The sequence below is a fragment of the Anaerolineales bacterium genome (genome assembly GCA_019637805.1).
Lineage (GTDB): Bacteria > Chloroflexota > Anaerolineae > Anaerolineales > UBA11579 > JAMCZK01.
The window spans coordinates 820,985-843,854 of sequence record JAHBVB010000002.1 but is presented as its reverse complement, the minus strand read 5'-3'; the positions used below and the strand labels follow the sequence as shown (position 1 = coordinate 843,854).

General features: G+C 57.8%; 24 protein-coding genes and 1 tRNA gene. 10 read left to right on the top strand and 15 right to left on the bottom strand.

Annotated features, from left to right (window positions below):
- Positions 1-48: 48 nt before the first annotated feature.
- Positions 49-753 carry a prepilin peptidase gene (locus KF885_09855; protein MBX3049462.1) on the top strand — a complete coding sequence of 235 codons (705 nt, stop codon included), beginning with the start codon at positions 49-51 and terminating at the stop codon, positions 751-753.
- 22 nt (positions 754-775) lie between these two features.
- A complete protein-coding gene (locus tag KF885_09850) occupies positions 776-2,248 on the top strand; it encodes a hypothetical protein (GenBank protein MBX3049461.1) in 1,473 nt (490 codons plus the stop codon).
- Here the strand turns inward: KF885_09850 and KF885_09845 are convergent.
- The 9 genes from KF885_09845 to tig all read right to left on the bottom strand — a co-directional run bounded on the left by KF885_09845 (position 2,229) and on the right by tig (position 9,070).
- Positions 2,229-2,609 (bottom strand): hypothetical protein, encoded by a 381-nt coding sequence (locus KF885_09845; protein ID MBX3049460.1) that lies wholly within the window; start codon positions 2,607-2,609, stop codon positions 2,229-2,231. The two genes, KF885_09850 and KF885_09845, sit on opposite strands and share 20 nt — an antisense overlap.
- Entirely contained in the window at positions 2,606-3,304 is a 699-nt protein-coding gene (locus KF885_09840) for a SpoIIE family protein phosphatase (protein ID MBX3049459.1), read from the bottom strand. Before KF885_09840 ends, KF885_09845 begins: the two co-directional genes overlap by 4 nt.
- Before the next feature lie 13 nt (positions 3,305-3,317).
- Positions 3,318-3,914, bottom strand: coding sequence for a methyltransferase domain-containing protein (locus KF885_09835; protein ID MBX3049458.1), 597 nt, complete (start codon positions 3,912-3,914; stop codon positions 3,318-3,320).
- On the bottom strand, positions 3,914-4,813 hold the full coding sequence (locus KF885_09830) for a diacylglycerol kinase family lipid kinase (GenBank protein ID MBX3049457.1): 900 nt from the start codon (positions 4,811-4,813) through the stop codon (positions 3,914-3,916). Before KF885_09830 ends, KF885_09835 begins: the two co-directional genes overlap by 1 nt.
- 12 nt (positions 4,814-4,825) lie before the next feature.
- On the bottom strand, positions 4,826-5,056 hold the full coding sequence (locus tag KF885_09825) for a hypothetical protein (GenBank protein MBX3049456.1): 231 nt from the start codon (positions 5,054-5,056) through the stop codon (positions 4,826-4,828).
- Between the two features lie 47 nt (positions 5,057-5,103).
- Positions 5,104-6,162: a 23S rRNA (adenine(2503)-C(2))-methyltransferase RlmN gene (gene rlmN, locus KF885_09820; GenBank protein MBX3049455.1), complete on the bottom strand. Its 1,059-nt coding sequence runs from the start codon at positions 6,160-6,162 to the stop codon at positions 5,104-5,106.
- 13 nt (positions 6,163-6,175) lie between these two features.
- Positions 6,176-6,958, bottom strand: coding sequence for an HAD-IIA family hydrolase (locus KF885_09815; protein ID MBX3049454.1), 783 nt, complete (start codon positions 6,956-6,958; stop codon positions 6,176-6,178).
- Positions 6,959-7,028: 70 nt separating this feature from the next.
- On the bottom strand, positions 7,029-7,637 hold the full coding sequence (locus KF885_09810) for an ATP-dependent Clp protease proteolytic subunit (GenBank protein MBX3049453.1): 609 nt from the start codon (positions 7,635-7,637) through the stop codon (positions 7,029-7,031).
- A 32-nt stretch (positions 7,638-7,669) separates the two neighbouring features.
- The gene (gene tig, locus KF885_09805) at positions 7,670-9,070 is read right to left on the bottom strand and encodes a trigger factor (protein MBX3049452.1); all 1,401 of its coding nucleotides are present in this window, start codon (positions 9,068-9,070) and stop codon (positions 7,670-7,672) included.
- A 108-nt stretch (positions 9,071-9,178) separates the two neighbouring features.
- On the opposite strand from tig, the gene KF885_09800 reads away from it, so the two are divergent.
- Positions 9,179-9,928 carry an alpha/beta hydrolase gene (locus KF885_09800; protein MBX3049451.1) on the top strand — a complete coding sequence of 250 codons (750 nt, stop codon included), beginning with the start codon at positions 9,179-9,181 and terminating at the stop codon, positions 9,926-9,928.
- Positions 9,929-9,979: 51 nt separating this feature from the next.
- Here the strand turns inward: KF885_09800 and KF885_09795 are convergent, their stop codons facing one another.
- Positions 9,980-10,645 (bottom strand): DNA alkylation repair protein, encoded by a 666-nt coding sequence (locus KF885_09795; GenBank protein ID MBX3049450.1) that lies wholly within the window; start codon positions 10,643-10,645, stop codon positions 9,980-9,982.
- Positions 10,646-10,696: 51 nt separating this feature from the next.
- Positions 10,697-10,781, bottom strand: a tRNA-Leu gene (locus KF885_09790).
- Positions 10,782-10,854: 73 nt separating this feature from the next.
- Here KF885_09790 and KF885_09785 point away from each other — a divergent pair.
- The 7 genes from KF885_09785 to pstB all read left to right on the top strand — a co-directional run bounded on the left by KF885_09785 (position 10,855) and on the right by pstB (position 17,715).
- Positions 10,855-11,271, top strand: a complete 417-nt coding sequence (locus KF885_09785; protein ID MBX3049449.1) for a hypothetical protein — start codon at positions 10,855-10,857, stop codon at positions 11,269-11,271.
- 57 nt (positions 11,272-11,328) lie between these two features.
- Positions 11,329-12,039, top strand: a complete 711-nt coding sequence (locus tag KF885_09780) for a response regulator transcription factor (GenBank protein ID MBX3049448.1) — start codon at positions 11,329-11,331, stop codon at positions 12,037-12,039.
- Positions 12,040-12,041: 2 nt separating this feature from the next.
- The gene (locus tag KF885_09775; GenBank protein ID MBX3049447.1) at positions 12,042-13,292 is read left to right on the top strand and encodes a PAS domain-containing protein; all 1,251 of its coding nucleotides are present in this window, start codon (positions 12,042-12,044) and stop codon (positions 13,290-13,292) included.
- A gap of 110 nt (positions 13,293-13,402) precedes the next feature.
- Entirely contained in the window at positions 13,403-14,407 is a 1,005-nt protein-coding gene (locus KF885_09770; GenBank protein ID MBX3049446.1) for a PstS family phosphate ABC transporter substrate-binding protein, read from the top strand.
- A gap of 419 nt (positions 14,408-14,826) precedes the next feature.
- Positions 14,827-15,690, top strand: a complete 864-nt coding sequence (pstC, locus tag KF885_09765; GenBank protein ID MBX3049445.1) for a phosphate ABC transporter permease subunit PstC — start codon at positions 14,827-14,829, stop codon at positions 15,688-15,690.
- Positions 15,687-16,931 (top strand): phosphate ABC transporter permease PstA, encoded by a 1,245-nt coding sequence (gene pstA, locus KF885_09760; GenBank protein MBX3049444.1) that lies wholly within the window; start codon positions 15,687-15,689, stop codon positions 16,929-16,931. Before pstC ends, pstA begins: the two co-directional genes overlap by 4 nt.
- A 4-nt stretch (positions 16,932-16,935) precedes the next feature.
- Complete coding sequence (pstB, locus tag KF885_09755; protein ID MBX3049443.1) at positions 16,936-17,715, top strand: phosphate ABC transporter ATP-binding protein; 780 nt, start codon at positions 16,936-16,938, stop codon at positions 17,713-17,715.
- Between the two features lies 1 nt (position 17,716).
- Here the strand turns inward: pstB and treS are convergent, their stop codons facing one another.
- The 4 genes from treS to KF885_09735 form a co-directional block, all read right to left on the bottom strand.
- Positions 17,717-19,351, bottom strand: coding sequence for a maltose alpha-D-glucosyltransferase (gene treS / locus KF885_09750; GenBank protein MBX3049442.1), 1,635 nt, complete (start codon positions 19,349-19,351; stop codon positions 17,717-17,719).
- Positions 19,352-19,426: 75 nt separating this feature from the next.
- Positions 19,427-20,314, bottom strand: a complete 888-nt coding sequence (locus KF885_09745) for a carbohydrate ABC transporter permease (GenBank protein ID MBX3049441.1) — start codon at positions 20,312-20,314, stop codon at positions 19,427-19,429.
- A gap of 3 nt (positions 20,315-20,317) precedes the next feature.
- Positions 20,318-21,439, bottom strand: coding sequence for a sugar ABC transporter permease (locus KF885_09740; GenBank protein MBX3049440.1), 1,122 nt, complete (start codon positions 21,437-21,439; stop codon positions 20,318-20,320).
- 104 nt (positions 21,440-21,543) lie between these two features.
- Positions 21,544-22,857, bottom strand: a complete 1,314-nt coding sequence (locus KF885_09735; GenBank protein ID MBX3049439.1) for a carbohydrate ABC transporter substrate-binding protein — start codon at positions 22,855-22,857, stop codon at positions 21,544-21,546.
- Positions 22,858-22,870 lie beyond the last annotated feature (13 nt).

Here is a 22,870-nt window from a genome sequence, read left to right as displayed (position 1 = left end):
ACAGGACCGCAGCGCGGTCCTGTTTTGTTTTGGCCTATAATTCGTGGCATGACGCTGGCTTGGGCGATAATCGGTTTTGGGTTGGGGGGATTGGTTTGCTATCTGGCGGATGTTTTGCCCACGCAACGCAGGTTAGCTAAGCCTGTTTGGCTGCCCTTCAGTTTTGCCAAGTTCTTCGACTATCTCAAGCTGCCGCGCAACGCGGCCGTTCTTTTTCTGCTCACTCTTTTGGCAGTTCTCTTGTTTGTGTTCCCTGTGAACGCTTTTCCAGGTTATCAGCTTTTGCTGGTGGGTGCGTATTTTGCTTTGGTGATTGTCATCGATATTGAGCATCGCCTGGTGCTGCACATGGTCAGCCTGGGGGGAGCGCTCTTGTTGGGAGCGATAGGCCAGCAGTGGGTGGGCCTCACACGGGTTTTGCTGGGCGGCGCCGCAGGCTTTGGGGTCATGTTAGCCCTGTATCTGCTGGGCGATTGGCTGGGACGCCTTTTGGCCCGGTTGCGCGGCCGGGCCTGGCAAGATACCGCCCTGGGCTTCGGCGATGTGACCATCTCTGGCGTGATCGGGGTTTTGTTGGGTTGGCCCTCAGTGTTGAGCGCGCTATTTTTTGGCGTGCTGTTTGCTGGCGCGTTCAGCTTGCTCTATCTGATCTGGGCGATGGCCCAGCGCAGCTATACGCCAATGATGTCCTTCGCCTATGCACCCTTCCTGTGCCTGGGTGCCATGACCACGATCGTTTTGGCCATTTTCTAAAATTGGTTTGGGAGACTTCCGCATGACAGAGAAAGACGCAGACAAGGAAAAGCAGACAGAAGCGGCGCAGACACCTGTGGAAGATAAGCTGGTGCAGACCAAGCATACGTTGAAGCTCGGTAAGCGCACGTTAAATTACACAGCCACCGCGGGCACCTTGGTCTTGCGCGAAGAGGATGACGCCAAGAGTGAACACAAAGCCAAAGCATCGGTATTCTTTGTGGCTTATACACTGGATCAGCCCGGGGGCGCCAAGCCGCGACCACTGACTTTCTCGTTCAATGGCGGGCCGGGTTCTTCTTCGGTTTGGCTGCATTTGGGCGTGCTGGGTCCCCGGCGGGTGGACATGACACCGGACGCGGGCATGCCCAAACCGCCATTCCGCTTGCTGGACAATGAGTACTCCATTCTGGAGGAGACCGACTTGGTCTTCATCGACCCGGTGACTACCGGCTTCAGCCGGGCCGTTCCGGGCGAGGAGGCCAAGCAGTTCCATGGTATGCAGAAGGACATGGAAGTGGTGGGCGAGTTCATTCGCTTGTACACCACGCGCCAGATGCGCTGGACCTCACCCAAGTTCCTAATCGGCGAGAGCTACGGCACCACGCGTGCCGCTGCGCTCAGCCATCATCTGCAGGAACGTCATGGTCTTTACCTGAATGGCGTGATGCTGATCTCCTCGATCCTTGATTTCTCCACGGCGGACTTCAACCCAGGCAATGATCTGCCTTTCATCATGTTCCTGCCTACGTATGCGGCCACGGCCTGGTACCACGGCCAACTGGACCGCAAGCGCTTCCCCGACCTGCGAAAATTGCTGAAAGAAGTTGAAGACTTTGCCAGCACAGAGTACACCCTGGCCCTGATGCGCGGGGATGCGCTGCCGGCTGAAGAGCGCGGCCAGCTGGCGGCCAAGTTGGCGGAGTACACCGGACTGTCTGCGGAGTACGTGGAGCGCACCAATCTGCGCATTGAGATCCACCGCTTTACCAAGGAACTGCTGCGCGCTGAGCGGCGCACCGTGGGGCGACTGGACAGCCGCTTCACGGCAGCTGACCGGGATGCGGCGGGCGAGAACTACGAATTCGACCCCAGCTATGCCGCCATTCAGGGCGCCTTCACGGCGACCTTGAACCAGTATCTGCGCGAAGAACTCAACTTTGAAAGCGATCTGCCGTACGAAATCCTTTCTTGGCGGGTGTACCCGTGGAGCTACAAAGAATTCGAAAACCAGTACGTGAACGTGGCGGAGATGTTGCGAAAAGCGATGCATGTCAACCCCGCCTTACGGGTGTTTGTGGCCAATGGCTACTACGACATGGCTACGCCGTATTTTGCGACGGAGTACACCTTTAGCCATATGCAGCTGGCCGCGGAATTACGCCAGAATGTCTCGATGGAATACTACGAAGCAGGGCATATGATGTACATTCATCCCGCCTCACTAGTGGCCCAGAAGCAGCACCTGGCCGCGTTTATCCAGCAGGCCAGTTAGCCAGATACGCCAAGACCTGCCTCAGCACTTCCTCCGGTTCCGGTTCGTCGGTGCGGATCTCCAGATCGGCATTTTCACGGGCGTTGGTCAGGCGCGGTTGCTGTTCAGCGTATTCACGCTCCTGCCACTTCAGCCCGCGGCTTACGGTAGTGGGGTAGTCGCTGTGCAGATAAATGAGCACATCCGGCTTGCCGATGATCTGCCACATGCGTGGCGCAAATGAGTGTTCCTGGGCGATTTGGAAGGCTTGGTAGCCGGCAGCTTGCAGGCCGCGCACCAGCGTAGACTTACCCGATTTGCAGGGGCCGACTACGCCAACGCGCGGCAAGGTACTTTGAGGGTTGTCGTCTGCCTGTGTCATAAAGGCAATCTTACCCACATGCGCCGCACCGGGTCCGGCCTGTTGGCCAGCACGCCCAATACGACGATGCTGACATCATCGCCGGGACGGTCCTGTTCGCGCTGCAGCGCGGCGGCCATTAAACCATCTGCGATGGTTTGTGGCTCGGCGCCGCTGGCGACCAGGCGCTCAAACTCGGCTTGCACGTCCAGCGGCTGGCTGCTGCGCACGCCAGCAAAGGGTAGGCCATCGGTGTAGGTGGCGATCACCAGGCCATCTTGCAGATCGATCTGGTGGATGACTGGGCGGGTCTCCCGGCGCAATCCGACGGGAGAGCTTTCCTGGTCCAGCGATCGAGTTTCGCCGGCGTAGTAGACCAGTACTGGGTTGGGGTTGTTGCGCGTCACGACCACATTGCGCGATTCCATATCGATCGACAGGATGTTGAGCGTGGACTGCACCTTGCCGCTGCGATGTGTGTAGAGATAGTCTGAGGCCGCGCGAGCCGCAGCGCCGTCACGCACGCCCTCAGCCAGCAGGCTGATGACTTTGCGTACCACCATGTTGGAGATGAGCTTGGCGCTCTTGCCGGAGCGTTGGCCATCGGCCAGCACCACGGAGAGGCCGCCATTGGGACGTTCTACGACTTCCAGTGTGTCGCCGCTTTCCGACATGGCGTACTTGTTGATCTTGGCGACACCGATTTGAATTTCCATTCCGGCATTGTAATCAAGTTTTGGCGTCTGGCTTGCTTGCCGTGACCAGCACAGCCTGGCTGGCGCGCACCGCAAGGTATTCCTGTTGCACGCTGAACCCGGCGGTGCGCAGTTGGTCCGCGAACGCCTGGTTCCAAAGCCGCGGTTGGCTGTGTAGCCATGCAGTAGGCAGCACCAGCAGCTTGCCGTCAGCCAGCAAGACACGCCAGATGGATTGCAGGCTGGCCGGGGCGACGATGTATTCGCTGGGGAAGGTGGCCACGACCTGGTCAAAACTACCGGCGGCAAAGGGCAGCTGCTGGGCCTGCGCCCGCACCAGCCTGGCCGGTTTGCCCGCCGCGGCCAGGCGCCGCTGGGCCAGGCGGCTCATCTTGGGGCTGAGGTCCAGCCCGACCACGAAAGGCCGTGCGCCGGCCAACAGCGCCTGCAAGTGGCCAGGGCCGTGCCCCAGCTCCAGCAGGCGCGGACCAGTGGCGCGCGGCGCCACGCTGGCAACCCAATCGTTCCAATGGCCCAGCGAGACGACCCAGGCCACCAAGTCATAAGCCCAGGCGAAAGGATAATAGAGCAGGTGATAAAGGAAACGCAGCAGGTTGGAAAGCCTGCCCATCAGCCGGGCAGCAGGATCGGCAGCTTGGCGGGATGGATGCGATATTCCAGCGTTTGAATATCCTCTGAGATCAACTCGCCGTCGGCATGGGCGGGCGAGCCCGGCCGCACTTGCACGCGCAGCCGGGTGGCGTGGACTTCGTGCACGGCGGGATGCTCAACGTAATTGCCTTCCGCCGCTTTCATCGTCTTGGGCAGGACGGACAGGATGCCCAGACGTGTGGGTAGATAGCCATAGACGAAGCTGAGCTTGCCATCAAACGGGTCAGCATGGGGCACGGTGTAGAACACGCCGCCGGTCAACGGTGAGTTGCCGATGGAGACCAGGGTGCATGGCCCCTCGTATTGGCCGTCGTCCCATTGCAGCTTCATATGCCATTTGGGGTTGCGGCCAATGGCGACCAGCGTGGCCAGCAGATAGCGCGCAATGCCCTTGATGGCCGTCATGCGTTGTTGGATGGTGGTGACGTAGGGTTCCAGACCGATGCCGGCGTTGTTGATGAAATAGCGCTGGTTGACCTGGCATACATCTATGTTGCGGGTGTTGCCAGCGGCGATCACCGCCGCGGCGGCGTCCAGGTCCTTGGGCAGGCCCAGGTTGACCACGGTGTCGTTGGCGGTGCCGAGCGGCAGGATACCCAGTATGGGCATCTTCTTAGGCGCAGCCAGCAAGATGCCGTTGACCACTTCGCCAATCGTGCCGTCTCCACCGCCTGCAAGGATGGGGTCAAAGCCTTGTTGGGCAGCCTCGGTGGCCAGTTGCGTGCAATGGCCCGGCCCGTCGCTGACCACGGTTTCGAAAGCGATACCGGCATTGCACAAAGCCGCTTCTGCTGCGGCTTGGCGTTTGCCGGCACTCCAGCGGGCGGCGTAGGGGTTGAGGATGAATTTGGCTGCCATGTGGGCAGACCGCTATGCGCCGAGGACTTGCACTTCAATTCCCTGAGAACGCAGCCAATCGATCGAAGATTCAATCACAGCGGCGCTGCCGACCAGCTGCACTTCCAACCAGCCTTCGGTTGGGTTGACCTGGGCGCGCAAGATATTGATGGACAAATCGCCAAAATTGCGGATGAGCTGGTTTACGATCGGGGTGTTGACTGCGGAGGGCGGGTAGATGAGGCGGACAACTTGCTCAGTCAAAGCGACTCCTCTAAGGCTACGGGGTAGACAGATTTTAGCACGGATGGCTAATTGACTTGCAGCAAGCCGCCATCCGCGCGTTCGGCCAATTGGCCGCAGCCCGCTTGGATGTCAATGCCCCGGCGTACGCGCACGGTGCACGAAATGCCGGCGTTGTCCAAGATCTGCTTGAAAGCCGCCACACTTTCGCGAGTGGAGCGTTGCCCGGCGTAACCCTGTGTGGGGTTGAGCGGGATGATGTTGACGTGGCAGTTGAGGCCCTGCAGCAGTTTTACCAGGCGACCGGCTTCTTCCGGGCTGTCGTTCTGGTTTTGAATTAAGGCCCATTCAAAGGTGACCCGCCGGCCGGTGGCTTCGGTGTATTCCCGGCAGGCGCGTATCAGATCTTTGATCGGGTATCTGTCATTGATTGGCAGCATGGATGAACGCAGCTCGTCCGTGGCGGCGTGCAGCGAGATGGCCAATCCTACCTGCCGCCTCTCCGCAGTGAAGCGGCGGATGGCGGGCAGCAGACCCACGGTGGAGATGGTGAAGCGGCGCGCCCCCATGTTGAAGCCATCCGGATCGCCCAGGCGGTCGATCGCTTCCAGAGTGGCGTCGTAGTTATGGAAGGGCTCGCCCATGCCCATCAGCACGACATTGGTGGGGCGTTCGCCGTCTTCGGCCAACTGGCGGGCGAAGACCAGTACCTGTTCCAGGACCTCGCCACTGCTTAGATTGCGGCGGAAGCCCATTTGCCCGGTGGCGCAGAACACGCAGCCCATGGCACAGCCGGCCTGTGAGGAGATGCACAGCGTGCGCCGGTCTTCATAGCGCATCAACACTGTTTCGATATATTGGCCGTCTGGCAGGCGGAAGAGCACCTTAGTGGTCTGTCCATCTTTGGAATACAGGCGCTGGGCTTCTTCCAGGTGGGTGAAGGCAAAGTTCTCGGCCAGTTTGTCGCGCAGATCCTTGGGCAGGTTGCTGAAATCTTGAGGTTTCGCCCACAGGTTTTGATACAGACCTTGCCAGACTTGCTTGGCGCGGTAGGCCGGCTGTCCCCAGTCTTTTAGCTGTTGGGTGAGCTGGGGCAGGTCGAGGTCGAAGATCAGTGGCAGGGTCATGGCAGTCTTTGCGCTAAGCCAGTTTGTCCAGCAAGCTGGCCAGGTCAGGCTCGATAAAGTCCGGCTGCGGCTGCCAGGCTTCTGCCTGGTCGCGGGTCGCCACGCCGGAAAGCAGCAGCGCGGTGCGGCAGCGGGCGTTGTAACCGGCCTGCACATCGGTGTCGAGACGGTCGCCCGCCATCAGGGCCTGCTCCGGCGGCACGCCGAGCTGCTCCAGCGCGCTGTGCAGCAGAGCCGGCTGAGGTTTGCCAATGACGGTAGGGGCGACTCCGGTGGCGGTTTGTAGGGCGGCCAGGATGCTGCCGGCGCCAGGCACCTTGCCTTCCGGCGAGGGCAGGTTGCCATCCGGATTGGTGCCGATGAAGGCGGCCCCAGCTTGGATGAGCAGCGCTGCCTGGCGTAGTTTGGCGTAGGTCAGCTCACGGTCAAGGCCAACCACCACCGCCAGGCAGTCGCTCTCTGCCTGCTGGAAACCGCGCTCTGCCAGAGCTGTCTGCAGGCCGCGCTCGCCAATGATATAGACGCGTCCGCCGTCTGGATACTGCTCGCTGAGCATTTTGGCGGTTACGCGGGCGGAGGTGTGAATGTGTTCAGGAGCGACCTCAGCGCCGTAGTGGCGGAACTTCTCCTGGTATTGCTCAACTGTGCGTGTGGCGTTGTTGGTGACAAAGGCATATTGCATGCCGTGCTGAAGGATGCGCTCCAGGAGGGCGGGGACGTCGCCAATCGGCTCGTCACCGCGCCAGAGCACGCCGTCCATATCCAGCAGCAGGGCTTTGATCGCAGGGGAAGTCATCAGGATGATTATAGTGCGCCAAACAAAAGAGCCGAGGGTTTGCCCTCGGCTCTTTCATAAGCGAGTAAGCCTACTTGATCACCGGCTTTTCGAGGACTTGGTCCACCAAGCCGTAGTCTACAGCTTGCTTGGCGGTCAGGTACACATCGCGGTCGGTGTCCTTCTCGATGTCATCGGTCTTTTTGCCCGTGTTCTCGGCCAAGATCTCGTTCAGACGAGCCTTGAGGCGCAAGATCTCGCGGGCATGGATCTCGATATCCGTTGCCTGGCCGCCGCCGCCACCGCTGGCCCAGGGCTGGTGCATGTGGATGGTGGCGTTGGGCAGCGCATAGCGGTGCCCCTTGGTGCCGGCCGAGAGCAGCACGGTGGCATAGGAGGCGGCAAAGCCGACGGCTACGGTGCTGACCTGGTTCGGGATCATCTGCATGGTGTCGTAGATCGCCATGCCGGCATATACGGACCCGCCGGGCGAGGAGATGTACATCTGGATGGGGGCTTCCTGGTCTTCATTGCTCAGGTAGATCAGCTGGGCCACGATGAGGTTGGCGGTGTGATCTTCGATGGGCGTGCTGAGCAGGATGATGCGGCGCTTGAGCAGCAGGGAGTAGATATCAAACGAGCGCTCGCCGCGACCGGTGGTCTCGATGACCATCGGAATGACAGATTGCGGATTGAACATGGAGTCTTCCTTTCGTGCTTGCATAGCTATTGTTATTCTTCTGTCGCCTTTTCTTCGACAGGTTCCTCGCTCTTCTTGGCTTTCTTTGCGGCTTTGTCTGGGGACTGGCCCTGGGCGGTCAGGCGCAGGCGTTCCAGCGTGCGCCTGATAACTTCTTCGGAGAGGGTGCGGCTGACCAAACCTTGCAGGTTTTCCTTGGAGAGCACGCGCTTCATCTGATCTTCGGTCAGGGTTTGGCTTAGGCGCAGGATGCGCTCTTGCACCAAACCCTCCACTTCGTCATCGCCGACTTCAATTTCTTCTTGCTTGGCAACTTCCATGATGACCAGCGACTTCTTGAGTCGCTCTTCCACCTCTGGAGTTACTTCTTCTTCCAATTGGTCGAAGGTAATGTTGCGGCTCTTGAGGTAGGTGTCCAGATCCATGCCGCGGGCGGCCAGGTCTGGCCCCATATCTTCAATGTGGTGGTGGATTTCGTGGTGCAGCATCTGCGAGGGGAACTTGACTTCGCTCTCGGCTACAAGTTTTTCCACTACTTGGGTTTCATAGGCGCCTTCTGCTTCACGCCGGAAACTTTCGGTGAGCTGGCTTTCAATCTCGGCGCGCAGGTCGGCTAAGGTCTGGTAGCTGCCCACAGACTGGGCAAAAGCGTCGTCCAGCTCCGGCAGTTGGCGGTCCTTGATCTCTTCGAGCTTGAGTTTGAAGCTGGCGGTTTCCCCGCGCAGGTCTTCAAAGTCGGAATCCTCAGCAAAGGTATGCTCGAGGGTCTTCTCATCACCAGGCTTTAAACCCAACAGTTCTTGCGAGAAACCAGGGTAGGGCCACTCGCCCTTGGTGTCGGTGTCCGGCGCTTCGACCATTACGGGGTAGCGGCGCTCGTTGAGCAGCGTGGTGTCGCCATCCTTGTCCGGGGTCTTGCGCTCTGCACTCAGCAGGATGTAGGCGATGTCGCCGGCCTGCACCGGGCGTTCCACGGGGGCCATGATCGCGTTTTGCTCACGCAGGTTCTTGAAGACATTGTTGATGTCTTCTTCTGTGATGGGCTTGTCTTCAAAAGGCATGCGGATCTTCTGATACTTGCCCAGGGTGACTTCGGGGGAGAGCGGCACGCGGATCTCGAAGATCAGCGGGTCCTTGTCTTCATGGACTTTTTCCAAGGTGCCAGAACTGTAAGGACGGATCCCGCTTTCCTCGATGACCTTGGGGTACATCTCGTCCAGCACGATCTCAATCGCTTCATCTTTGATGGCCTCAGGGCCAACTTGCTTTTCGACAACACTAAACGGCGCCTTGCCGGGGCGAAAGCCAGGTATCTTTACGCGTTTGGCGATCTTGCGGGCGGCTTTTTGGCGCGCATTTTCCAAGGTTTGCTTTTCGACCTCGACCGTGAGATGCATTTGGTGGTCGTCTAGGGGCTTCTGTTCGATTTTCAACAAAGGATTCCTTAAGCTATGGCAAGAATGCGTGGATTATAGCATGGCGGCATTTTGGGCTGTGTCAGAGCTTTGTTAGATTGTGTGCGGCCGTGAGATACTACCGGTATGAAGTTCAAGACCTTTGGCGATGCGAAACTTCCCCGCATTGTGCTGTTGCACGGCGGTGGCTTGTCATGGTGGGCTTATCAACCCATAGTGGACGCTTTGCAGACCGAATATCACTTGGTGCTGCCGGTGATTGACGGCCATGGTGAAGATGGGGAAACCACTTTTGTCAGTATTGAAGATTCGGCCCGGAAGCTGATTGCCTATATAGATAGCGAGTTGGACGGGGAAGTAGCCTTGATTGGCGGCCAGTCTCTCGGCGCGCAGATCGCCGTAGAGCTGCTCTCCGCGCGACCCCAAATGGCGAAGCGCGCACTGATCGAGAGCGCCTTGGTCTATCCGGTGCCTGGGATCGCTTTGCTCTCTCGCGTCAGTTACGGCATGGCTTACGGGCTGATCAAGCAGCGCTGGTTTTCCAGGACGCAGGCCAAGAGTTTGTTTCTGCGCCAGAGCATGTACGAACAGTACTACCAGGACAGCCAGCGCATGTCCAAGCAAACCTTGCTGAACATCAGCGCCAGTAACGGGAATTACGCGCTCAAAGAAGAGCTGCTGCAGCACAGCCGCGCCAAAGCCTTAGTGGTTGCCGGCTCGCGTGAGTTGGAGATCGTGCGCCGCTCGGCGCGCCGCCTGCATGAAGTGCTGCCGCTCAGCGAGCTGTACCTGGCGCCACAAATGGGGCATGGGGAACTGAGCTTGGCCCACCCGCAGACGTATGTCAGCTTATTGCGGCAGTTGCTGAAAAGCTGAGCTAGTACTATGCGGCTTGAGGCGTCGCCTGCCGCCTTCTTGCACCAATATTTATCCCTGCCTGCGCACCATTTCTTTTATCCAAATTGGAGCGAATGGCGAGGTGCAACCCCGGGGAACAGGATAGTCGCGATAGACACCCAACTTCTCGCCAACCTCAATGGCGCGCTGGCGGTGCTGGGGATGGTTGATGCCAATCTCGGCCAGAGCAAAATTCATGGTCCACTGCGCCTCGGGGGCCGCCGTAGCCATTTCATTTTCGATGCGGTCCAATAAGTCCGGAATATCCAGCGTGTCTGAAGCCTTAATAACTCTTTGCGAGGTCAGGTTCCAGCCGGCGCGGCTGGCCATGGGGTGCTCGTCCATCATCCATTTTTGCCGCAGGGTTTCGCTGTCCGGGTGCACCTTGACCACGTAAGAGTTGATCCAGTCCGCCAGGCGGGGATGTTTTACCGAGCGCACCATGTTGTCCAGTTCATCTGCGCTGAGCTCTTTGGGCTTGATGAGCAGCATGGCCAACATTTGGGCATCAAAGTTGCCAGTCTCCCAGAGTTGAAGAGCCAGTTGATGGTTGGTTTTGATCTTTTTGGCCAACACACGCAGGTCGCCCAGCTTCACGCCATATTGGTTGTCCCAAATGCCGATCTTCGCATTTTGCGCTTTGGTCTTTTCATCACTTAGCGCTTCGAGTTCTTTGAGGATTTCTTGGACAGTCATTGGGCTTCCTCTAGGATTAAATGGATGGTAGCAGAAGCTTTGAAGTTCGCTTGGTGGGGAAGGAGGGACTCGAACCCTCACGCCTTGCGGCACATGATCCTAAGTCATGCTTGTCTGCCAGTTCCAACACTTCCCCGGCTGCGAGATTATAGCAAGAAAGCGCTGAGAGAAGCTGGCTTGAGTATAATGCCGCCCGGTATGGAGAACTTATGGGACGTGTGATCCGCACAGAAAGCCTGGCCAGCGAACGTACTCGGCTGATGAAAGCCATGACGCTCGCCGTGAGGGAGTTGGCAAAACTAGGCGCTTTTAACAGCGAAGCGCGCGACTTGGCGGCTTTCCTGGTGCTGGCCTTGGACGGGGTTGCCGACACGATCGAGCGCAGCGTGCAGCCGTGGGAGAAGCGGGATTTCTGGCTGAAGGCCGACCGCTTCCGCATGGAATGGGCCTGGGTGGAAACCCTGCGCCGCGAGTTGCGCAAAACGGTGCTGGCGGAGGATGCGGGGGAGATCGCCTTTCATCTGGCTTCATTGGGCCAGCGCTTGAAAGATGTGCAAGTGTCCGAAAAGCACCGCCTGGGGACGCCATGGAAGGGTGCCTGGGCGCAGCTGACCTCCCAGAAGTAGGCGGCAGTGCGTGGCGCGCTTGTATCTGGTCGCCAAGAGCAGGTAAGATGAAAGCAGATGCGCCAGAAGATCCTTGTCGTTGAAGACGATGCCGCCATTCAAGATGCGCTGGTCTACAACCTGATCCAGACCGGTTACGAGGTGCTGACCGCTGGCGATGGCGTGCAGGCGCTGGCCGTGGCGCGCAGTGAGCAGCCTGATCTGGTCGTGTTGGACTTGATGCTGCCAGAACTGGATGGCTTTGATGTCACCCGCGTATTGCGCAAGGAGAGCAGTGTGCCGATCCTGATGCTGACCGCGCGTGATGATGAGATCGACAGGGTGCTGGGCTTGGAACTGGGGGCAGATGATTATCTGACCAAACCGTTTTCCATGCGGGAGTTCCTGGCACGCATTAAGGCCATGCTGCGCCGCGTGCAGTTGGGCCGCGAGGAGGCCGGTGAAAGTACGGCAGCGGTGAGCACACAGGATCAGATCATTTCCGGGAACTTGCAGATCGATTTGACCCGCCATGAAGCCCGCCTGGGAGATGCCGTTATCGAGCTAAAACCGCAGGAATTCGATTTGCTGCTCTTCTTTGTCCAGAACCGCGGCCGCGCCTTCACCCGGGAGCAATTGCTGGAGCAGGTTTGGGGCTGGGAGTTTTCCGGGGGAAGTCGAACTGTGGATGTGCATGTGCGCTGGCTGCGCTCCAAAATTGAGCAGGATGCTGATGCGCCCACCCGGCTGGTGACGGTGCGTGGGCTGGGATATCGTTTTGAAGGCTAGCCATGTTTTCGGGTCGCTTTAGCTGGCGGCGCTTCGCCGCTTTTCTGCTGCTCCAACTCCCTCTAATTCTTATTGTCTATGTAGCCCTGCAGCCAGTGGCCCCTGTTTCGCCTGGTTCTTCGTGGCTGAGCCTGGGGCTGGCCGCCTTAGTCGTGCTGACCACTGCCGGGCTGGCCGCTTGGCGGCGAGAGGATAAGCCGACGCCCGTGCAGCCAGAGACGCCCCCCAACCCGCACGAGAACGCCCTTGACCAGCAGCAGATGTTGGGGCATCTGAAGGTCGGCCTGGTGTTGGTTGACTCAGATGGAGAAGTGCGCATAGCCAATAAAGCTGTTGCACAGCTTTTTTCTCTCAGCTCTCAAGAGGCGCAGGCAGAGAGCCTGCCGCACCTGTTGCGCCATTATCGCTTTGTGGAGCTGTGGCGGCGCAGTAGGGAGCTGGGATTGCCACAAACACTTACCGCTGAGGTACCCCAGAGCAAGCGCCATTTGAGCGCCACGGTCTATCCACTCTCTGGCGATATGCAGGGCCAGGCGCTGATGCTGTTTGAGGATGTGAGCGAGTTGCTGCGCCTGGAAACCATCCGGCGTGATTTCGTGAGCAATGTATCGCACGAACTGCGCACACCGCTGACCTCGCTCAAGGCGCTGACGGAAAGCTTGCGGGCGGGTGCTTTGGAAGAGCCAGAGATGGCGCGGCGTTTCTTGGGCCACATTGAAACCGAAGTGGATGCTTTGTCCGAGCTGGTCTCAGAGCTTTTGGAGCTGGCCCGCATCGAGTCCAAGCAAGTGCCGCTGCAACTGCAGCCCACGGATAGCGCCGCCGTCGTGCAGCGCAGCCTGGAACGTTTGCGTTTGCAGGCGGAGCGCGCCGGGGTGCAACTGGAGGCTGACTTGGATGCCGGCGTGGCGCAGGTGATGGCGGATGCTTCCCGCCTGGAGCAGGTCTTGGTGAACTTGATCCAAAATGCGATCAAGTTCACCCCCAAGGGCGGGCGCATTTCGCTTGCTCTGGGCCGCGGGGATGGCGTGATGGAATTTTCGGTCACAGACAGCGGGGTGGGCATTTCTGCCGAGGACCAGCCGCGTATTTTTGAACGCTTTTACAAGACCGACCCGGCCCGTAATAAAACAGGCACCGGCCTGGGGTTGGCGATCGCCAAGCATGTGGTTGAAGCGCACGGCGGGCGCATTGGCGTGGAAAGCCAGGAAGGTAAAGGCAGCCGCTTTTATTTCACCATTCCCCTGATCTAACCGCAGAATTCGTTAACAATCCCTTAGCATGGTTTTTCCATTGGCTTAAAGTGGGACTGCTACCATGCTGCTGTATGAATAACCCCACTTTTCCCTTAGGAGGAATCCCCATGAATCGAAAGATTCAAACGCTGCTGGCCCTGCTGGTTATTTCCGGCTTGGCGCTGGCAGCCTGCGGCGCCCCTGCGCCCGCCACTGAAGTGCCGGCGCAGCCGACCACGGCTGCCGCGGCAACTGAGGAGCCAGCCGCGCCGGCTGACCCGTTCAGCCCGCTGAACGTTTCCGGTGACATCATCACCGCCGGAAGCTCCACCGTCTATCCCTTGTCTGAGCGCATGGCTGAGCGCTTCAACCTGGAAGGCTTTGGCGACACCATCACCATCGACAGCATTGGGTCTGGCGCCGGCTACGAGCGCTTCTGCGTTGCTGGTGAGACCGACATCGCCAATGCCAGCCGCCCGATCCGCGAAAGCGAAGTCGAGTCCTGCCGCGCGATTGGCCGTGAGCCTATTCAGTTCTATGTAGGTACTGATGCGGTTTCTGTGGTGGTCAGCTCGCAGAACGACTTTGTCACCGACGTGACCAGCGAAGAGCTGGCCTTGATCTTTGGCGCCGCCAACACCTGGTCCGATGTGCGCTCTGAATGGCCGAACGAACCCATTCAGCGCTTCATCCCTGGTACGGACTCCGGCACCTTCGACTTCTTCGTCGAGATCATCCATGGTACAGACCCGACGGCTATCCTGGCTGCTTCCAATACCCAGATGAGCGAAGACGACAACGTTTTGGTTCAAGGCGTGTTGGGTAGCCCGTATGCGATCGGTTTCTTTGGCTACGCTTACTACGTGGAGAACGCCGGTGCGATGAACATTGTCAGCATCAATGGTGTAGCTCCGGACAATGTCAGCGTAGAAGACGGTAGCTACGTCTTGGCTCGCCCGCTGTTCCTCTTCTCGGATGCCGCCATCCTGGCGGAGAAGCCCCAAGTGGCTGCCTTCATCCATTTCTACCTCTCCTATGTGAATGAGGAGATCGTGGACGTGGGTTACTTCCAGGCCAGTGAAGCTGCTATCGAAGCTTCGTGGGACAACTTCTGGGCCGCTGTCGGTCAGTAAAACTCCGCACCACGACTGTCGCAGTATCAGAATTCCTTGGGGCGGCTGGCCTGAGCCAGCCGCCCCAAGTTCACTGACCTGACACAGTTATAATGAATTTCACTTTCTTGCGAGGTTAAACAAGACGCGTCATGGCCATTCCAACCCCTCCTGTTCCTCCGCTGCGCCGACGCACTCGCATCCATGAAGTTATTATTCAGGGCTTGTTGTTCCTTTGCGGCCTGATCTCGATCTTTGTCACCACCGGAATTATTTACGAACTAAGCAAAGAGGCATATCTTTTCTTCGGCTACCAGCAGTGGTTGCCAGCCCACAAGCCTTTAGTGGCTGATATATCCCCAGAGCAAGCTCTATTTGAAGTGGGTGCGCAGGGTCCGGCCTTGGAAGTGGGCTCCCACTACCGTATCGGCGACGAGATCATGTTGTTGGAAGCTGTGGACGGCACGATCGTTCAGATGCAGCGCGGCGCACAGGAGACTGAGCCAATCGCTCATCGGGCTGGGCTGACCCTTTCCCGGGAAATTAACCCCAGCCTGTTGGAATTCTTGACTGGCACGGCCTGGGAGCCGCACAACGGACGTTTTGGCATTCTGCCTTTGTTGAACTCTACGTTGATCGTTTCAGGCATCGCCATTCTGGTGGCTCTGCCTTTAGGCTTGGCGACGGCCATCTACCTCAGCGAATACGCTACACCGAAAGCGCGCAGCAGGCTTAAGCCGATTTTGGAGATCCTGGCAGGAGTGCCGACGGTGGTATACGGCTTCTTTGCTTTGACGTTCATGACCCCCTTGCTGCGCGCCATCTTTGGTTCCAGCGTAGTCGAGATATACAACATGGCTTCCGCCGGCATTGTGGTGGGCATCCTGATCCTGCCCTTTGTCAGCACGGTCAGTGAGGACGCCCTGTCCGCGGTGCCCCGTTCTTTGCGGGAGGCGGCCTATGGCTTAGGGGCCACTCGCTTGGAGACTGCGATTCAGATCGTGCTGCCGGCCGCTTTCTCCGGCATTGCCGCCGCTGTCATCCTGGCCACCTCGCGGGCGATTGGTGAAACTATGGTAGTGGCGATTGCGGCTGGGGCCGGGCCAAACTTCACCTTCAACCCCTTTAAAGCTGCAGAAACCATGACCGGGCATATCGCTCGGATTAGCGGTGGTGACCTAAGTTACGACTCTCTGGATTACAACAGCATCTTTGCAGTAGGTCTGATGCTATTCCTGATGACCTTGGTGCTTAACATCATCAGCCAGCGCATCGTGCGTCGTTTCCGTGAGGTCTACGAATGAGCCAGGCATCTTCGAAATTTACAGATACCTCTGTTCAAGTAAGCCGCCGACATGTCAGTGGCAAGCTGTGGCTGGCCATTTTCCAGGTGGCCACCTTGATCGGGGTGGTGGCGCTGACCGTATTGCTGCTGACCATCCTGAATGACTCGTTTGGGTATGTCGCTGTCGAGAACAAGGTGGACCCGGACAGCTTGGCTGTCAACGGCATTCCACTGGATGCGCAGGACAAGGAGAACCTGGTGCAAACGCTGCGCGGCAACATCTCGGCCGGCCTTTACGCGCGGTTCGAGCGCGATCAACCCTTTGCGGAACGCGATGAAGCCAATGTGTATGCGCTGATCCAGGAGTTTGTGATTTCCCCGCGTATTCTAGAAAGTTGGACGTTGTACGACTCCTTGTTCATTCGCGAACAAATTTCGGAGACGCTGGAGAGGGATTTCCCTAATGCGGAATTGCAGTTCCGCAACTGGCTGAGTTGGAATTTTGTGCGTGCTCAGCAGTCCAGCTATCCTGAAATTGCTGGGGTGCGCACTGCAATTTTGGGTTCGTTATGGACGATCGCCATCGCCATCGCCTTTTCACTTCCAGTGGGCGTAGGCGCAGCGGTGTATTTGCAGGAATATGCCCAGGATAATCAAATCAACCGCATCATTCAAACCAACATCAATAACCTGGCGGGCGTGCCTTCGATCATCTATGGCATGCTCGGTTTGGCTATCTTTGTGCGGGCGTTTGGCCTGTTTACCAGCGGCATTGCTTTCGGTGCGGTGGACCCGGCTACGGCCAACGGGCGTACCATCCTCTCAGCTGGCTTAACCCTCGGTTTGTTGGTGTTGCCGCTGATCATCATTAACGCTCAAGAGGCCATCAAAGCCGTGCCAAATTCACTGCGTGAAGCCAGCTTTGGTCTGGGTGCCACGCGATGGGAGACCATTTGGGCGCACGTGCTGCCGAATGCGCTGCCGGGTATTTTGACCGGCAGCATTCTGGCGGTCTCTCGGGCGATCGGTGAAACCGCGCCGCTGATCGTCATCGGGGCATCCACTTTTATTCAAGTGGACCCGAGTGGCCCTTTTTCCAAGTTCACTACATTGCCCATTCAGATTTTCCAATGGACCACCCGCCCGCAGGGCGCCTACCATCACCTTGCCGCAGCGGCCAGCCTGGTTTTGCTGGTGATGCTGCTTACCTTGAATGCGACTGCAATCTTACTGCGCAATCGCTCCCGAAGGAGTTACTGAAGTCATGCAGAACAGCACCTATGCGATCGAGACCAAAGATCTCGCCATTTTCTATGGCGCCTTTCAGGCTGTGGGTAATGTCAATTTAGAGATTGAGCATCATAAGATCACCGCCATCATTGGGCCTTCTGGCTGTGGAAAGAGCACCGTGTTACGCGCTTTCAACCGTATGAATGAGCTTATCCCCAGCGTGAGCACAAAGGGAGTGGTGCTCTTCAACGGACACAATATTTACGAGCGTGATGTGGATCCTGTTGAAGTGCGCCGGCATGTCGGCATGGTGTTCCAAAAGCCGAATCCTTTCCCCAAGTCCATTTACGAGAACATTGCCTGGGGCGCACGAATCAATGGCTACACCGGCAATATGGACGAGTTAGTGGAATCGGCATTGCGCGGCGCCGCCCTTTGGGATGAGGTGCATGACAAATTGGACCAAAGTGGGACGTCACTCTCTGGTGGCCAGCAGCAGCGCCTGTGCATTGCGCGGGCGATTGCGGTAAAGCCTGACATCATTTTGATGGACGAACCCTGCTCAGCCCTGGACCCGATCGCCACGCTGCGCATCGAAGAGCTGATGCATGACCTGGCCCGCGAGTACACGATCATCATCGTCACGCACAATATGCAGCAGGCGGCGCGTGTGTCTGACTACACCGCTTTCTTCTCGCTCTCCGAGGATGGCAAGCGCACGGGCCAGCTGATGGAATACGGCGATACCAAGACGATCTTCACCAACCCGGGTCGCAAGATCACCGAAGATTACATTACCGGCCGTTTCGGATAGCCTAGCCGGGCTGCACCGGTTTTAGCCAGAGATAGCTGTAAGACGGCAGGGTTAACTCCAAGAAGCCGCTGGTGGGGCTGTAAGTTTGCTGGGAGAGTAAGTCCACAAGCGCCGGCGTCAGCATGCCTTCGACCAGCTCGATGCGCGTGGTCTGCTCTGACTCGCTCAAATTATTGACCACAAGCACCAGCTCATCGGCGAACTGGCGATAATAGGCCAGGATCTGTTCTGGATGATCATTTTGGGCCCAAGCCAGCTCTCCCCAGCCAAACACGCGTTCATTTTTTCGATTGGCGATCATGCCCTTGATGTGGTGGTAAAGCGAGTTTGGATCGGCTTGTTGGCTGGCCACATTCACGGACTGATATGAAAATGGCGGCTCTGTGATGACTGGCGCATAGGTCTGCTGCGCAGGGGAAAAGCCGGCATTGGAGCTGTCCTCCCATTGCATCGGCGTGCGTACGCCGTTGCGGTCGTCCAGCCAGATATTGTCGCCCATGCCGATCTCGTCCCCGTAGTACACAATGGGAGAGCCGGGCAGTGAGAAGAGCAGCGAGTTTGCCAGCAGGATCTTGACTTTATTGTTGCCCAGCAGCGGCGCTAGCCGGCGGCGGATGCCCAAGTTGAGGCGCATGCGCGGCTCTGGGGCGTATTGCTCCCACATCCATTGGCGCTCCTCTTCCGTCACCATTTCCAGGGTCAGTTCATCATGATTGCGCAGGAAGGTGCACCATTGGTTGTTCATCGGGATGGCTGGCGTCCGCTCCAGAATTTGACGGATCGGAGTGCTATCCTGGCGCTTGAGCGCCATAAAAATGCGCGGCATGACGGGAAAATGAAAGGCCATGTGCATTTCATCGCCGTCGCCAAAGTAGGCGCGCACATCCTCCGGCCACTGATTGGCTTCGGAGAGCAGGATGCCTTCTGGGGCATGCTGATCAAAAAATGCGCGCACTTGCTTCAGATAGGCATGCGTCTCAGGCAGGTTTTCGCCGTTGGTGCCTTCGCGTTCGTATAAGTAGGGGATGGCGTCGACTCGAAAGCCATCGATGCCCAGGTCCAGCCAGAATTTCATGATATCCAGCATTTCCTGCTGAACTTCTGGATTGTCGTAATTCAAGTCGGGCTGCGAGGAGTAAAAGCGATGCCAATAAAATTGCTGCGCTTGATCGTCCCAAGTCCAGTTGGATTTTTCCGTGTCTAGGAAGATGATCCGCGCTTCACTGAATTTCTCGTCTGTATCTGACCAGACATAATAGTCGCGATATCTGGAGTTCTTGTCTTTGCGAGCTTCTTGAAACCAGGGATGCTGGTCCGAGGTGTGGTTCATCACCATGTCGGTGATGATGCGGATGGACCGTTTGTGCGCTTCGGCGATCAGCAGCTTGAAGTCATCCAGGTTCCCAAAGTCGGGGTGAATGCCGCGGAAGTCAGCTACATCATAGCCATCATCCAATAGTGGGGAAGGGAAGATGGGCATCAGCCACAGGCAGTCCACCCCCAGGTCTTGCAAGTAATCCAGTTTCTCAACCAAGCCGAGCAAGTCACCGTGGCCGTCTCCGTTGCTGTCCCGGTAGGCGCGTACATAGACTTCGTAGAAGACGGCATCTTTAAACCAGTGTGTGTTTTTGTCCATAAGTTAAAGAACCTGACCCATCCGCTGAGTGTAGATGGGTCAGGTTCTTTGGTCAAGTGATTGATCTGAGTTGGCTTAGCCTTTGACCGAACCAGCCGTCAGGCCGCGTACAAAGTAACGCTGCAATGAGAAGAAGATAATGAGGGGCACGATCATGGTGATAAAAGCGCCTGCGGTCAGGATGTGCCAGTCCTGGCCACGGTCGCCGATCAGACTGGCCAACTGGGCCGTCATGACCACTGAATTGCGGCTGGTGCCTAGAAAGACCAAGGCCACCAGCAGATCATTCCAAACCCACAGGAACTGGAAGATGGCGAAGGAGGCGATGGCTGGCACCGAGAGGGGCAAGACCAGGCGGATGAAGGTGGCCATAGGGGAGGCCCCGTCAATTTGAGCCGATTCGATGATCTCTTTCGGCAGTGAAGATATGTAGCCGTAGAGCAAGTAGATCGCCAGAGGCAGACCAAAACCGGTGTGGGCCAGCCACACGCCGAGGAATGTGCCGTTTAGGTTTAGCGAGGTGTAGACCCTTAACATCGGTATCAGCGACATGTGCAGGGGCACCACCATCAGACCGATGACCAGGGCAAAAAGGAAATTGCGCCCGGGGAATTGCAGCCAGGCGAAAGCATAGGCTGCAAAGGCCGCAATCGTGATGGGGATGACCACCGAGGGTAGGGTAACCAGGAAGCTATTCAGAAAGGCCGTTTCCATGTTTGCCGAGGTGAGCACATCCACGTAATTTTCTACGGTCCACTGGCTCATCTCGAAAGGATGCAGAAGGGTTGTCCACCATCCGGTGGTTTGCAGATCTGCTGCCGGACGGAACGAGCTGATTAACAAGCCGGCTGTGGGCAGGGTCCACAAAAAGCAGATCGCCAAGATGACGATGCGCATAGGCAGCCCAGTGAGCACTTGGCCAAATTGTTTGAAATTGCTGGATTTTCGTGTTTGGGCGGTCATGGCTCAGTTCCTTTCACGTTGCTGGCTGCGAATATTGCTGATCATGATGGGGAATACGGCCAAGAGCAACAACACGGCCAAGGCGCTGCCCCGCCCAAAATGCCGAAACGTAAACATTTCGGTATACATGCGGTTGGCGATCACCTGCGTATCGAACTGCCCGTTGGTCATCACAAACACGATATCGAATACTTTGAGGACCATGATGATGATGGTGGTGGTGATGGTGATGATCGTGCCCTGGATGTAGGGGATGATCACGTTAAAGAAGATCCGTATTTCACTGGCGCCATCCAAGCGGGCGGCTTCGATCAATTCTGCAGGTACGCCTTTGACAGCTGCGGATAGCACCACCATCGCAAAGCCAGTCAGCAGCCAGATCAGGATGATGATTAAGAAGAAATTGTTCCAAGGTTTCTCGATCAGCCAGCCTACAGGATTATTGCCGAGCGCGACCCATATGGCGTTGAGCAAGCCATTTTGCGGTTGGCCGGGCGCACGGAAGTTATAGATGAATTTCCAGATCACGCTGGCGCCCACGGCCGAGATGGCCATGGGAAGAAAGATGATCGACTTGGCCAGCGATTCCAGGCGGATGCGGTCCACCATTACGGCGATGATCAAGCCCAATGAAACCACCACCGTGGTAACTCCGACCAGCCAGAGCAAGTTGTTGCGCAGCGTGAGGAGCATGCTGGGGTCTGAGAAAATAAAGACGTAATTGTCCAGAGGCAAGCCGAGGGGGCTGTTGACGTTTGCCCAATCCAGGCCGCGGGCATCCCTGAGGCTCAGGTAAATCGTGTTGAAGGTGGGGTAGATGAGGTAAGCGGCCAGGATAATGACCGCCGGCCCGATAAAAGCATAAGGGCGGACGCGCTCCCGCATGCTTTCCGGCAACAGGGAGACGAGCGAGTCCATCACCAGGTACAAGGCCCACACGCCCACCACGCCGACAAACAGGGCTACCAGGGCGGCCATGTACTTGTTGACGCCCGGGGTGGTCATAAAGCGCAAACTTTCGCGGAAGACGAAGAAGGTCACCACTGGGCCTAGGAAAGTCATGGCCACGCGCAGCGGCCCAGTAGAAAGGAAATCAGTCAGGTTGCGGCTGGTGGTTTTAAGCATGCCGGCTCCTTTCAGCACTTGGTGATCAGCCAGTAGTAAGCAGGGCAGTCAAATGACTGCCCTGCTTCTCTACTTTAGCACAAAGACATTAAGCGGCCTGAGGCTTAAGGCCAGCTGGTGTCAATTGCCTGTAACACACTGTCCAGATTGGAGCCGCCCACGAAGTCCACAATGCCGGTCCAGAAGCTGCCAGCGCCCACGGCGCCAGGCATCAGGTCAGAACCGTCGAAGCGGAACGTGTCAGCATTGGCCAGGATCTCAGCAAAGCCGCGGGTCAGGTCGTTGGGGTACCAGTCGAGGCTGGCGTCCAGATGCGGAGCGATCAGGATGCCGGCTTCCACTTCAGCCCGAGCCGATTCGCCGGTGGTCAGGAACTCCATCACGGCGCGTACAGCGGGGGTGTCCTTGCCCATGCTCAACAGCGAACCGGAGCCAAGCACTGGCTTGCCATAAGCGGCGTCAATCGGCGGCAGGTAGAAGTAATCCACATCCGTACCGATCTCAGTGCCCTCGGCAAAGAAGCCGGCGATGAAGCTGGCTTGGCGCATCATGTAACAAGCGGGCTCATCACCCAGCAGCATGTTGGGCGCATCGCCGAAGTTGGTGGTCAAGATGCCGGTGGTGCCGCCCAGGACGTAGTCCGGGTTCATCCAGATCTCGCTGGCAACTTCAAAAGCGTTGCGTACTTGGGGAGAGTCAAAAGCCAGCTCGCCGGCCACCCAGGCGTCATAATCTTCCGGGGAGGCAGTGCGCAGCATGATGTCTTCCACCCAGTCGGTGCCAGGCCAACCCGTGGCGCCACCGCTCTCAAAGCCGATACACCAGGGCGTGCCGCCATCGGCAACGATCTGGTCAGAGAGGGCGATCATTTCGTCCCAGGTCTGCGGGATGGAATAGCCAGCAGCGTCAAAGGCCGGTTTGGCGTACCACACCAGGCTCTTCACATCCGCATTATGCCAAACGCCATACAGCGAACCATCCACCGTGCCCAGATCGATCCAGGACTGGGTGTACTTGGTCAGCATATAATCCTGTGAGAGGAAGCCGCCCAAATCCACCAGGAAGCCAGAGCGGGCAAAGTCTGCCATCAGGCCGGGTTGGGGGAAGTTGAGGATGTCGTAGGAGTCGCCAGCTTCGGCGCGCACCAAGGCGACGGTCTCAAAGTCGGGCGAAGCTTCAACCACAACTTCAATGCCAGTGCGCTCTTCGAAAGCATCGAAGTTGCGCTGGAAGAGGGCAACCTGCTCGCCCTCAGCGGCGGTGAAGATGGTTACAGTTTCGCCGGCAAAATCTGCCGCGTCGCCGCTGTCACCCGTATCCGCATCCGGGGTGCTAGCCGCTGGGGCGCAGGCGGCCATAATGAGCGCGAGCATTGCCAACACGCTCACCATGAGCCAAACCTTATTGAAATTCTTCATTCTTTTCTCCTTG